10 protein-coding genes and 1 tRNA gene are annotated in these 13,508 nt (G+C 40.1%); 9 read left to right on the forward strand and 2 right to left on the reverse strand.

The genetic code is table 11. From position 1 onward, the window contains the following. The first annotated feature begins 41 nt into the window (after nt 1–41). Nucleotides 42–1,856: a family 16 glycosylhydrolase gene (locus FHG85_RS13360; RefSeq protein WP_173075646.1), complete on the forward strand. Its 1,815-nt coding sequence runs from the start codon at nt 42–44 to the stop codon at nt 1,854–1,856. On the opposite strand, the gene FHG85_RS10505 is transcribed toward FHG85_RS13360, so the two are convergent. Continuing rightward, the gene (locus FHG85_RS10505; RefSeq protein ID WP_173075648.1) at nt 1,851–4,736 is read right to left on the reverse strand and encodes a triple tyrosine motif-containing protein; all 2,886 of its coding nucleotides are present in this window, start codon (nt 4,734–4,736) and stop codon (nt 1,851–1,853) included. The genes FHG85_RS13360 and FHG85_RS10505 overlap by 6 nt on opposite strands. 273 nt (nt 4,737–5,009) lie before the next feature. Here FHG85_RS10505 and gpmI point away from each other — a divergent pair, with 273 nt between their 5' ends. From gpmI to FHG85_RS10525, 4 genes are all read left to right on the forward strand, one after another. Beyond that, a complete protein-coding gene (gpmI, locus tag FHG85_RS10510) occupies nt 5,010–6,533 on the forward strand; it encodes a 2,3-bisphosphoglycerate-independent phosphoglycerate mutase (RefSeq protein ID WP_173075650.1) in 1,524 nt (507 codons plus the stop codon). A gap of 19 nt (nt 6,534–6,552) precedes the next feature. Continuing rightward, on the forward strand, nt 6,553–7,134 hold the full coding sequence (locus tag FHG85_RS10515) for a DUF3109 family protein (protein ID WP_173076852.1): 582 nt from the start codon (nt 6,553–6,555) through the stop codon (nt 7,132–7,134). Between the two features lie 17 nt (nt 7,135–7,151). Beyond that, the gene (locus tag FHG85_RS10520) at nt 7,152–8,522 is read left to right on the forward strand and encodes a dipeptidase (RefSeq protein ID WP_173075652.1); all 1,371 of its coding nucleotides are present in this window, start codon (nt 7,152–7,154) and stop codon (nt 8,520–8,522) included. Between the two features lie 229 nt (nt 8,523–8,751). Then, complete coding sequence (locus FHG85_RS10525; protein WP_173075654.1) at nt 8,752–9,255, forward strand: hypothetical protein; 504 nt, start codon at nt 8,752–8,754, stop codon at nt 9,253–9,255. A 27-nt stretch (nt 9,256–9,282) separates the two neighbouring features. Here FHG85_RS10525 and FHG85_RS10530 read toward each other — a convergent pair. Next, nucleotides 9,283–9,355 (reverse strand) — tRNA-Phe (locus FHG85_RS10530). A gap of 401 nt (nt 9,356–9,756) precedes the next feature. Between FHG85_RS10530 and FHG85_RS10535 the strand changes: the two genes are divergently transcribed. The 4 genes from FHG85_RS10535 to amrB all read left to right on the forward strand — a co-directional run bounded on the left by FHG85_RS10535 (nt 9,757) and on the right by amrB (nt 13,503). Next, a complete protein-coding gene (locus tag FHG85_RS10535; RefSeq protein WP_173075657.1) occupies nt 9,757–9,972 on the forward strand; it encodes a hypothetical protein in 216 nt (71 codons plus the stop codon). 64 nt (nt 9,973–10,036) lie between these two features. Then, the gene (locus FHG85_RS10540; protein ID WP_173075659.1) at nt 10,037–11,125 is read left to right on the forward strand and encodes a hypothetical protein; all 1,089 of its coding nucleotides are present in this window, start codon (nt 10,037–10,039) and stop codon (nt 11,123–11,125) included. Beyond that, the gene (locus FHG85_RS10545) at nt 11,122–11,712 is read left to right on the forward strand and encodes a hypothetical protein (protein WP_173075661.1); all 591 of its coding nucleotides are present in this window, start codon (nt 11,122–11,124) and stop codon (nt 11,710–11,712) included. The genes FHG85_RS10540 and FHG85_RS10545 overlap by 4 nt, the downstream gene beginning before the upstream one ends. A 261-nt stretch (nt 11,713–11,973) precedes the next feature. Next, the gene (gene amrB, locus FHG85_RS10550) at nt 11,974–13,503 is read left to right on the forward strand and encodes an AmmeMemoRadiSam system protein B (RefSeq protein WP_220429202.1); all 1,530 of its coding nucleotides are present in this window, start codon (nt 11,974–11,976) and stop codon (nt 13,501–13,503) included. The last annotated feature ends 5 nt before the right edge of the window (nt 13,504–13,508 follow it).

The raw sequence follows: 13,508 nt of genomic DNA on the forward strand, positions 1-13,508 counted from the left end.
TTTTGGGCACTTCCTGGAAGCCTTTTTCTAAATCTTTGATTATGAAGAAGATAATATTTTTCTCAACAATATTACTCCTAGTTAGCCACTTTGCCGCAGGGCAGGTTAAAGTTCTAGTCTGGAACGATGAGTTTGACTACAGTGGCCTCCCCAATAGCGACAAATGGGGTTACGATGTTGGAGGTGGTGGTTGGGGTAATAACGAGTTACAATACTACACCGAATCTCGAACTGAAAACGCTAGAGTTGAAAACGGCAAGTTAATAATTGAAGCACGCAAGGAACAGTACGAAGGTAACGAGTACACTTCTGCCAGACTAGTTACCCGCCAAAAAGGCGATTGGCTCTATGGCCGAATTGAAGCTTACGCAAAACTACCATCTGGTACTGGTACATGGCCTGCCATTTGGATGCTTCCTACCGATTGGGCTTATGGGAATTGGCCCAAAAGTGGTGAGATTGATATAATGGAATACGTTGGCTACGATCCCGGAGTAGTCCACGGTAGCATTCACACCGAAGCATACAACCATGTTTTGGGCACGCAAAAAACCGCAACATTTTCAGTTCCCGATGCCGAAATGGCCTACCACCTTTATGCTGTTGAATGGTCTGAAGAAAAAATAGATTTCTATGTTGACAACACCAAATACTTTTCTTTTAGTAATGAACATACCGATTACACAACCTGGCCATTCAACAAAGCCTTCCATCTTATTCTGAACATTGCAGTCGGCGGAAACTGGGGAGGTGTTCAGGGTGTAGATCCTAACATCTGGCCACAAAAAATGTATGTGGATTATGTTCGTGTATACCAATACCTGAATGTCTCCGAGTTAGCGGTTTCCGGGCCCGATTTAGTCAACCCAAATCAAACCAATTTAACATTCAGCGTTCAAAATGTTGCAGACGCCTCATTTAACTGGATAGTTCCTGCCGATGCTACCATCGTTAGCGGCCAGGGAACCAACTCAATAGTGGTAAACTGGGGGACTACTCCGGGTAATGTATCGGTTCAAATTACCCATCCACAAGCTGGGGGAACATACTCCAAAGAGGTTAAAACAACCATAACTCCCACTGGCGAGAAGTTTAGCGTTCTTAATATCAAGGAGAATGGATTAATGGGTTGGGTCGGATTAGAATCCGCACCCAACACCATAACCCTTACCCAAGAGGACACCCTGCTGCGAATCGACTACCAAATCACCCAACCCAACGACTATCCCTACATAACTTATACTTTCCCTAATCCAGTTGATATGAGTAATCATACCGTTTTTAATGTTGACATGAAAACATTTAACCAGAGCAGCTCCGTAGTTCTACGTGCCGACCTTTTTGACTCAGAAGGGCGATTGACCGATGCCTCGCCAGTTTTCAAATTCTACGCAATTGCACCCCATGGTGAGTTTCACACCTACTCCTTTGACTTCAACAATAACTGGGGCTCAAATACTCCTAGCTATGGTAGCCAAGCAAACTATAAGCAAATTGCAGGCGTACGTTTATACATCGACTACGGATTATATGGAAAACCTGCTAGCGACTCCCTATGGATTTCGGACTTGCTTGTGAGCAATAAGTTACTATCGGTATTTAATCAGGACAGATGGCACTATAAACAATTGAGTATCTATCCCAACCCTTCAAAACATAGCATTAAATTAGGGATAGAAGAGCAACAAGATGAGGTTTATAGAGTTCAAATTATAGATATATCGGGAAGCATAATCAAAGATATAAAGTGTGAGCTTTCCAAGCAAATTTCAATTTCAGATCTTCCTAATGGATTCTATGCAATTAGAGCATCTTCTAATAGAAACCTATTTGTTGGAAATTTTATAAAGCTATAGGTTAAGCATAAAATCCACAAGATTAGTATCGCTATCAATTTTAAGTTTTTTCCTCAGCCTATACCTGCTAATTTCAACCCCTCGGACGCTTATATTGAGTATTTGGGCAATATCCTTTGTTGTCATATTCAATCTAAGATATGCGCTTAGGCGGAGCTCATTAGGTGTTAAGTCGGGATACATCTCCTTTAACCTTTTAAGGAAATTGCCATGAACCTCATCAAAATGATACTCAAAACGTTCCCACTCATTATCCATCTTCAAATCACTGTCGATATTTCGAATGAGCTCTAGTACCTCCTTCTGCGACACCGGATTAATCGCCTTTGAAATCACTTCCAGTCGCTGCTTTAACTTGCTAAGAAACTCATTCTTATGCGCAATGTGAAGAGCTATTGATGCAAGTTCCCTGTTTTTATGCTCAACCTGATTTTGGAGATTCTCAGCCTTTAACCGCATGATTTCACTTTCGGCTTCAAGCACTTGTCGTTTATGTGCCTCTTCCTGAATTTTAAGCTCTATATCTTTTTGCTCTTTAATTTTTTCAGTGGCCATTCGGACTCTTCGCCTAACAAGAACTCTGACAACAATCAAACCTAAAACAAGAATTACCAGATATAAAACGAAGGCATGCCAGCTTAAATACCAAGGGATTAGCACTTGGATTGATAATGGGTCTGAGTAGTAAATCCTTCCCATGGCATCCTTAGCCTGAACTTTAAGCTCGTAATTGCCATAGGGTAGACGATTAAAATCTATTACCGGTTGCTCTGTCCAATCGGTCCATCCGTTAGAATAACCTTTTACTAAAAATCTAAAAGAGATGGTGCCAGCACTATAAACCGGTGCTGCAACCTCAACCCTGATAGAGTTTTCGCTGAAAGGAATTTCAATCCGCTTTGTACTGGCAACGCTATAGTCATTAAAGACCAGCCGATTTTTTTTTCCAAGAGTCGAGACTGACTTTATCAAGCAATTGCGCTGTTTTGAATCTGGAGTGCTACTAAACTGGCTATTGTAACAGGCCAAGCCATCCTCGGTGCCAACAAATACTAATCCCGAATTATCAACATAAATGTTCTCAAAAGATGAAACAAACGACCTCCCAAACCTGTTTAGGGGTGTTGCTTCGGCAACCCTTGTTCCATCCTCGTTTCGTTTTAGCTTAAGCACCTCATCGAACCTAACAACCCAAATATTTCCTTTGCTATCCTCCACCATGCGCCGAATCCCAGTTACATCACCTATTATTGAGTTAAGTTCATGGTACGGCTCCATTTTATCGGTCAATGAATTATACCGATAAATGCCTTTTAGCGTTAGAAAAAGAATTTGGTTTCCAACCCTTTCAACATTAACTCCAATTCTTTCAGGGAATCCTCGTGTATCGTCATAGAGTGAAACAAACCTGGCGCTATCTTTCTGCTGATTTAGAATGATTTTAAAGACTCCCTTATACCCATGTGCAACCCAAATGCTCTCGTTATCATCTTCGGCAATAATTCTTGACGATTCGTTAAAACCCGCAATCATTCTATCATGCTTCCACTCACCATTGCTAAATTCGTAGAGATGCATTCCGTTATACTTCCCTACAATCAGCTTATTAGGATAATTTCGCAGAGGTAGGAAACACCAGGAGCCTTCAACTGATGAAATTTGCGATACGTTAAGATTTTTATCGATGACAAAAGTCCCAAAATTATGACCACAGTATAGCTTCCCTCTGCTCTCAAATAGCGACCAAACCTGACCTTTGGTTTGAGGTAATAACCTGAAGGGCTTTCCCTCATCAAAACTGCTCCTAAGGGGCCAATCGGCATAGTAAAGCCCCTGATTTGTTCCAACAAATATTTTGTTTGCAAAAATGATTGAAGCATACACCACTCCTTCGAGCCCTAGACCCTCGCCAATAAATCCTAAGGAAGAATTAAGTTCAACATAATCGATACCCTTATCCAGGCCAAGCCATAAGTTGTTATCGGCATCAACAAAAGTGCTAAGAACCGTATTGTTTTGCAAACCCAATGATTTATTAATAAACCTAACAAGGTTTCCCTGCTCATCGGTTATAACCAAACCATTCTGAATGGTTCCAAAGGCAATATACCCACCTTTAATTTGTGCTGCGGAAAATATTTGATACTGCTTTAAAAACTCATTGGCCTTGCCTCTCCAAGGCATAAACTTTTCACCGTCGTATACCCATACACCATGGTTTATAGTTGCAAAAAAGGTATTCCCATTTGTCAGCTTAAAACTTGCCCATATCTGCTTTCCGTTGAAGACACCCTTATCGTCGTAAGGATAAAATTCACCTTCCCGGAATCGATAAATTGAACCATCTTTAGATTGGACATAAAACGCAGTATCAATTATAAAGGAGAACTGTAAGGCCTCAGGAGCCTTGTAGGAGTTTACCTTTCCATTATTAAGAACGATGACGTGAGTAAAGGTTTGGAAAACAATTGAAGAACCAATGCGGTAAATGCGCCATGCCTCATCAAAATTCTTATCCAACTCAGAAATATTGGGCGTTAACGTATTGTAAACCAAATCCTGTTTTGCGTCGTATGTAAAATACCCTATCTCCTCAAATGCTCCCACATAAATGGTATCGCCACTGCACAAAACACTCCTTACCAGCTGTTCCTTAGGCAATTGAAAGAGATTCCACCTTTGACCATCGAACCGAAGCACCCCCCTGTTATTTGCAATGTATATAAATCCTCTCTTATCCTGATCAATAGACCAGTTCTGGGTTCCACCACCATATTCCGACTTTTGAAAATGCTTGATAACAGGTAATCCAACTGTATTTATCTGCGAGTGAAGTTCTAAGCCTAAGAATGCAAATACGATGAAAGCAAATCTTCTCATCAATCCTATTATTTAAAAATCGGATTAATTTATGAATTTTAAACGGCAATATCAAAAACTTAATAGTTTCCCGTTACTTTAAACTCAAATCTACCTGTAACACAAAACAATCGATTTCGGTAATCAAGCCGTCAATTAACGTGAATTAACAGGAAACAATCATTTAAAAAGGGTAAATTTGTGCTTTATATGGCTAAACAATAGCTAGTTTAGAATGTTATTGTAGCATATTAACGATAAAAAAATCATAACTAATCTTAAGTAATTCAAAGTATGACAAAGAGTAAGGTTTTATTGATGATTCTCGACGGATGGGGAAAAGGGAAACAGGATAAATCGGATGTTATTTTCAGTACTCCAACCCCAAATATCGATGCGCTAACGGCCAAGTACCCCAACTCGGAACTTCTTACCTGTGGTGAAAATGTGGGCTTACCCGAAGGACAAATGGGGAACTCAGAGGTTGGGCACCTAAATATTGGTGCTGGTCGTATTGTTTATCAGGACTTAGTCCGCATAAACAAGGATATCAAGGAAGGCCGATTTGGCCAAATGCCTGTTTTGGTTAATGCTTTGAACTACGCCAAGCAAAACAACAAAGCCGTGCATTTTATCGGTTTAGTTTCCGATGGTGGAGTGCACTCCCTCGACAAGCATCTTTACAAGCTATGTGACATCACTAAAGATTACGGTTTAGACAAAGTATACATCCACGCGCTAACCGATGGCCGTGATACCGACCCACAAAGTGGACTCGGTTTTATTAAAAACCTTGAAGAGCACCTTAAGTCCAGCAATGGAATAATAGCCTCTTTGGTTGGACGTTACTACACCATGGACCGCGACAAACGTTGGGAGAGGATTAAGGAAGGATACGACCTAATGGTTCACGGCAAAGGCAAACCCACTACCAACATGGTTAAAGCCATTGAGGAATCGTATGCCGAAGGCGTAACCGATGAGTTTATCAAACCTATCGTTAGAGTTGATGCCGACGGAAAGCCTGTTGGTGTTATTCGCGAAGGCGATGTGGTAATCTGCTTTAACTTTAGAACCGACCGCTTACGCGAAATCACTATTGCGCTCAGCCAAAAAGATATGCCAGAATTTGGCATGCAAACACTTCCGTTACATTACGTAACCATGACCCGCTACGACGATACCTTTAAGAACGTTAATGTAATATACGAAAAAGACAACCTAGTTAACACGTTAGGCGAGGTAGTTAGCAATAATGGACTGAAGCAACTCCGAATTGCTGAAACAGAAAAGTACGCTCACGTAACCTTCTTCTTTTCTGGTGGTAGGGAACAAGAGTTTCCTGGTGAAAGCAGGATCCTAATCCCATCTCCAAAAGTTGCAACCTACGACCTTCAGCCCGAGATGAGCGCGCCTTTAGTAAAAGATGCAATTGTTGCTGAACTTCACAAAAAAACTCACGACTTCATCTGCTTAAACTTTGCCAATGGCGATATGGTTGGACACACAGGAGTGTACAGCGCCATCCAGAAAGCAGTACAAACTGTTGATACTTGCGTTGGCGAGGTGGTTGATGCAGCAACAGCAAATGGTTACGAAGTAGTTATCATTGCCGACCATGGTAATGCCGACTATGCCCTCAACCCCGATGGCTCTCCAAACACAGCCCACTCGCTAAACCCAGTACCCATCATTCTTGTTTCGGATAGGTATAAGCAGGTTGAAAAGGGAATCCTTGCCGATGTGGCACCTACAATACTAGATATGATGGGACTACCCATCCCTCAAGAAATGACTGGCAAAGTTCTTTGCAAATAATAAGCACCAATAATTTATGATGATAGAAATTGACAACAAGGTGGTTAGCAGCGAAATTTTTGAAAAGAAATTTTGCTGCGACCTGCCTAGTTGTATGGGCATGTGCTGCGTTTATGGCGATTCTGGAGCGCCATTAACACCAGACGAAGCCATTACCCTTGAGAAAATACTTGAACAGGTTAAACCCTACATGACCTCTGAAGGCATTTCTGCCGTAAACGAACAGGGAGTTGCAATAACCGACACCGATGGTGACCTAGTAACCCCCTTAATTGATGGTAAAGAATGTGTGTTCACCATTTTTGAAAACGGCATTGCCACCTGTGCCATTGAAAAGGCTTGGAACGATGGTAAAATTGATTTCCGAAAGCCAATTTCGTGCCACCTTTATCCAATTAGAGCAAAAGAGTACTCCACCTTTACTGCTATCAACTACAACCAGTGGGACATCTGCAAACCTGCCAGAGATCTAGGAAACAAACTAGGAATCCCAGTCTATAAGTTTCTCAAGGATGCTCTCATTCGTGCCTATGGCGAAGAGTTCTACCATCAGCTAGAAGAGGCTGAAAAATTGCTATCTTTACAATCAAACGAAAAATAACTCTAAAATCAAACGCTATGGATAATATCAAAGCCTACATCGAGGAGAATAAGGAACGCTTTCTCGACGAGCTTTTTGGGCTGCTTCGAATTCCTTCAATCAGCTCAATTTCTGAACACAAACCCGACATGGTAAAAGCAGCTGAGTATTGGCGCGACACCCTACTAAAAGCAGGTGCCGACAAGGCCGAAGTTATGCCCACACCTGGGAACCCAGTTGTTTACGGGGAAAAGATCACCGATCCTAAACTACCAACAGTTCTTGTGTATGCCCATTACGATGTAATGCCAGTAGACCCAATTGAGCTTTGGAAATCTAATCCTTTTGAGCCAGAAATCCGCGATGGCAAAATCTATTGCCGTGGAGCAGACGACGATAAAGGGCAAGGCTTTATGCATGCCAAAGCTTTTGAGCTTATGGTTAAGACCAACAGCCTACCCTGCAATGTTAAATTCATGATTGAGGGCGAAGAAGAAATTGGGTCACCCAACCTTGGCAAATGGTGCCAGGAAAACAAGGAGATGCTTAAGGCCGATATCATTCTTGTTTCTGACACATCGATGATTGGTAAGGATGTTCCATCAATCACTACTGGCCTTAGAGGTTTAGCCTATGTTGAGGTTGAGGTTACAGGACCTAATAAAGACCTACACTCCGGACTATTTGGCGGCGCGGTAGCAAACCCAGCAAACATACTTGCTAAAATGATTGCTTCGCTTCACGACGAAAACAATCGTGTTACCATCCCTGGCTTTTACGATGATGTTCTGGAGGTAGCCCCCGAAGAGCGTGCCGAAATGGCTCGTGCACCATTTGACTTAGAAGAATATAAGAAATCACTTGACATTGATGATGTGCATGGCGAGGCTGGCTACACAACAATGGAACGAACAGGTATTCGTCCAACCCTTGATGTGAACGGAATATGGGGAGGTTACATTGGCGAAGGTGCAAAAACCGTATTACCATCAAAGGCTTACGCCAAAATATCTATGCGTCTTGTTCCTAATCAAGATCACGAGAAGATTGCCCAGCTCTTTAAAAAACATTTTGAATCCATTGCACCAAAATCTGTTAAAGTTAACGTAACCATTCACCATGGCGGGCAAGGATATGTTGCACCAACAAACACACCTGCTTATCAGGCAGCTAGCAAAGCAGTTGAAGATGTATTTGGAATCAAACCCGTACCATTCCGTAGTGGCGGCAGCATTCCTATCATTAGCACTTTTGAGCAAGTGCTTGGCATCAAATCTATTCTGTTGGGATTTGGTCTCGAATCAGATGCCATCCATTCTCCTAACGAAAACTACCCATTAGAACAGTTTTTTAGAGGCATTGAAACCATTCCTCGATTCTACAAGTACTTTAGCGATAGCAAAAAATAGTAAATAATCTTGGGGAGCAAATTGCTCCCCATTTTTCTATTAAGAAGCCAGATTTCTTTTCAACTCCTAGGAATAAACATTCATTTTCACCAAAACCTCACTATTTAAAAGCATTTCAGCAAATCCTCATTTAACACAAAACATTCTTTTTTGTTAAAAAATTTATTTTGGTTAAAATAAGTAGTAACTTTACTTAAAGGATTTTATCAACTTTTAATTTTTATCAGCTATGAAAAAAGCACTAAGCATTTTCATTCTAACTATTGTTGTTTTCTCAATTTTATCGTGCAATCAGGAAACAAAAGATAAGCTTGCAAAAGAAGATAAAAAGGCACAAGAATCAATAAAAAAATGGATTGAGAATAGAGCCGATGAATACCCATACTACACGCCATTAGAATTTGGCGAGCTTACACCTCGTTATAGATTCAATAGCAGAACTCACAGTATTGCAACTGCAATAGAAAAGGAAAACAACGCAGAACAACCCGACATTAAAAAGTTAGATAGCCTAAAAAACATGCTTAAAACCAATAAGGAAGATTTTCTTGGCTATACAATCACCCATAGGTTTACCACAAAGGGAATCGACGGGCAAATTACAACCCACGAAAAACTATTCTTTATCGATGGCGAATATAGAGTGATTACCGTTCTTAATGTTGACGCTTGGGATTTAATCATGGATAAGGAGCTGTTTTTCAAGCCCGAATCGCCTGATTCTGTTCAATAAAAAAGCCCCCTTTTTTTTGGGGGGCTGTGGTGCCACGTGGAATCGAACCACGGACACAAGGATTTTCAGTCCTTTGCTCTACCAACTGAGCTATGGCACCATCGCTCAATTGCGGTGCAAATATATATGCATTTTTTTATTCTTACAAGGCATTATAATAATTTTTTCTCGCTTTTTTTCTACGCAGCTAATACTCAACGCATTTTATTTGTTCATTTTTTTCAGTCGAGATTGCTGCCTAAACAATTCACATAAGTTTATAGCTTATTTTTCCTGCTATTTTCTTTTTTGGGGAGAACATGACATTGATATTTTCACAAACTCTCAACATCAAAATCATTCAAAATGTCAATAAAAAAAGCATTTAAAACTTGACTTTCTTGCATAAATAATGTTAAATTTGTTAGCATTAATATTAATCACAAGCAACTTTTTTATCATTCACACTTATACTGAGGATCATATTGTTTAACTAGTTTATTACACTTAAAACTAAATGCTATGAAAAGGAAAAGTCTCTTTTTTACAACTGTTGCTCTACTAGCAATAGTATTATCAAGTGCTTCAAGGCCAAAACAAGTAAATGCAAACATGCCTATTGACCCTTTTTGTCCATCGGTTTGCATGAAAAATGGCAAGTACTGCTTCTGTTATAGAGAAATTCCAAACACAAAGCCTGCAGGTAAAACATCAACACGACCATCAGACAGAAGATAATTTGAACATTAGTTATAACTATCATTTCGACAAGAATTGTTTCTCCTTTTATAAAACCTAAACAATGAAAAATAGATTATTATATTTTGCGAGCCTAATTTTCTTATTATTAAGCTGTAACAAAAACAACACAGAAAAAATTTTTAATCCAGATGAAAATGTAATATCAGTAAAAAATAGGCTTACAGAAGTTGCATTTGAAAAACCTATAACAATAGGGAATATTGAGGTTTTAGATTCGTTTATAGTACTACAGGATATAAGTAATTATTACGATAAGGCACTATATCTACTCAATAGGAACGCCTTCACTTTAAATTCAAGCGTACTTAAGTTAGGCAAAGGCCCTGGTGAAATAGCGTACATGGGGTATTTTACAGTTAACAGGAGTAAACGGTTGATATATGTAAATGACCATGGTAAAAATGTGGTTTGGACAATACCTTTCGACAGCTTGCTAAAAAACCCCGATTATCTACCTAGCAACAAGCTCACAAGAGACCCCAAAAAATTGCTACAGGAATATGGCAACCTAAACGATAGTGTCATGTTAGGTATTGCTATGTATCCATTAACGGTCAACTCTTTTGAGATAAAAACTACAAAGTGGGACCTAAAAAGTAACACCATTACAGAATTTGGATACGAAAATCCCGATGCACAGGGAGAGTATCTATCTACCTCAACATTTGCCATTTTTCCTGAACTAAACATCTACTTAAAAGCCCATTACTGGGTTGATTTGTTAACAATTTGTAATCTCGATGGAACCTTAAAATGCAACATCCATGGGCCTAAATGGAATGATAATGATAATTTTGACGACCTAATCTTCTTTTTTGGTGGAGTAAAATCATACCATGGTTATATTTTAGCGGCTTATGTAGGTGACAAAGGAACTATTCTTGATGAAAACAAGAGAGAAGTAGGCAATACTCCTAATAAAATTCTTGTATTTGACTCAAATGGGAATTACATTGCTACTATCGACGTGGGTATAAAATTCTTGTCATTCACTGCCGATGAACAAAACAACCGTATCATCCTAGGTTCTGCCGAGGCTACCAATAGTCTTTTACAGTACTTTAATTTAGACCCCAAAGAACTTTCAAGTAAAACCAATAACCTCAAAACCAAAGCCAAACAGTTATGACAAAAACCCCAATTAAAATCTTTGCCTACTTTTCTCTACTAATCATTTCTATTTTTTTATCATGCACAAGGTCAAACCAGAACAAGAACAAATATCAAAACTACCAAACAGAAGAGGCTGACACCATTATTGGCAAATCAATTTCATTCCCTAAAGCGCTCAAAAACATCAAAAATGGCTCTATAACCCAAGCCGACTCAATTATCGACATTCTTAACAACTCTGAATGCATAGTTAGCATTATTGACGCCACTTGCTTAAAGTGCATTTACTTTAGACTAAATCTGCTTGATAGTATTTTTAGAGTTAACCTACCCCCTAACATTGAAAGAGTATTTGTAATCAACATAGAGAATAGAGCCGTACCATATTTTCTCAGAGAAATGTATCCTGCCATAAATGCAAAAGGGACACTGCTTTTAGATACAGCATATGTGTTTGAAAAAAGCAATCGAATTCTTTCACCTAATGAAAATCACAGAATTTTCTTTATCGACTCCAATGGCAAAATTGCACAGTATGGCGATCCTCTTATAGACCAATCAATACTTTACAAATACGTTTCATTATCCACAGAAAGTCACTAGGAGTGCTACAAAACAAAAGTGGCTGATTAACGCAGATTTTCATTTTATTAAACCAATGCCTGGTTATGGTTGTGATATTTTCTCTTTCACAACTTTGTTTATCACTCTATCATTCACAAAATAAATTGGACCTTCCTGATCATTAGCAATTAGTGAGCATCAGAGACCGCCACTAACGGAGTTAAATTGTATGTAAGGTAATGCTCTTGACTTTTCACTTCGCATTAGGTAAATTTGGGGAAATGGCAAACTATTAACAATATGGAAAAGCTGCCAAGTCGATGTAGAAGACTATTTTCTTTTACATTGATAATTTTAACACTAACCGAGATTTCGTGTAATGGACAGGATATGAATAAACCAAACCAACTCGACAGGCAGCCGGCTGTTGCTGGTCAGTTTTATCCCGATTCAAAAGCGTTGCTTGAAAAGGAGCTAAAGAGCTATTTTGATAGTGCTAAACAGACACTAGCTGAGCAGCCTTTGGCATTGATTGTCCCCCATGCCGGATATGTCTTTTCCGGTTTAGTTGCCGCATCGGGCTATCGTCAACTCGATAGAAACAAGAAATACAAGCACATCTTTCTGATTGGGTCAAGTCATACCATGTTTTTTAACGGTGCGGCAGTATATACCAAAGGAGCATTTATCACTCCCCTTGGGAGAATCCCCATTGACCCATTGGCAGAAAAGCTGGTTAAAGAAAACAGCATACTAACCGATAATCCGGAACCTCACCTAAAAGAGCATAGCCTTGAGGTTCAGCTACCATTTCTACAGTACTGGCTAAAAAAAGAGTTCTCAATAATACCAATTGTTATAGGAGGCGAATCGCAAACAACCCCTACCCTATTAGCTGAGGCTCTTGAACCCTACTTTACACCTGACAACCTGTTTATTATTAGCTCCGATTTCTCTCACTACCCCAGCTACGACGATGCTAAGAAAACCGACGACGACATGGCTCACGCCATTGCTACGAATTCCCCTGTTGAATTCATGAAAGCGAAAATCCGTAATGAAAATGCAGGAATCGACGACCTGGCAACGGCCATGTGCGGTTGGACATCGGGACTTACCCTACTGAAAATTACAGAAAACAAACCCCAAATCAGCTACAAAACCATTATGTACCGCAACTCTGGCGATTCGCCTTATGGTGGAAAGGATCGCGTGGTGGGCTACTGGGCAATTGCAGCCGTACAACAAGTCACACAAGGCAATGAGTTCAACCTTACCGATAGCGACAAGCACGAACTACTAATCCTGGCCCGCAAAACCATCACCAACCACTTAAATGGTAGGCCTCTTTACACACCCGATGAGGCTAAACTATCCGATGCGTTAAAAACTAATGCGGGTGCATTCGTAACTCTACACAACCATGGTAGATTAAGGGGATGCATTGGAAACTTTTCTACTTCTACGCCGCTTTACAGGGTAGTAATGGCTATGGCCATCTCAGCTGCTACAGAAGATTATAGGTTCGAATCCGTTACTGCTGAGGAGTTAAAAGATATCGATATCGAAATTTCGGTACTTACACCTATGAAACGGATTAACCATGTTGAAGAGATAGAGCTGGGACGACATGGAATTTACATCAAGAAGGGGATACACTCGGGAACATTCTTGCCACAAGTGGCAAAAGAAACCAATTGGTCACTCCAAGAGTTTTTGGGACACTGTGCCCGCGATAAAGCAGGGATCGGATGGGACGGCTGGCGCGATGCCGAAATATACACCTACGAAGCCATCGTTTTCGACGAGAAGCAAATGGGATTAAGGTAGCAAAT

Source organism: Tenuifilum thalassicum (genome assembly GCF_013265555.1).
In the GTDB taxonomy this organism is placed as follows: domain Bacteria; phylum Bacteroidota; class Bacteroidia; order Bacteroidales; family Tenuifilaceae; genus Tenuifilum; species Tenuifilum thalassicum.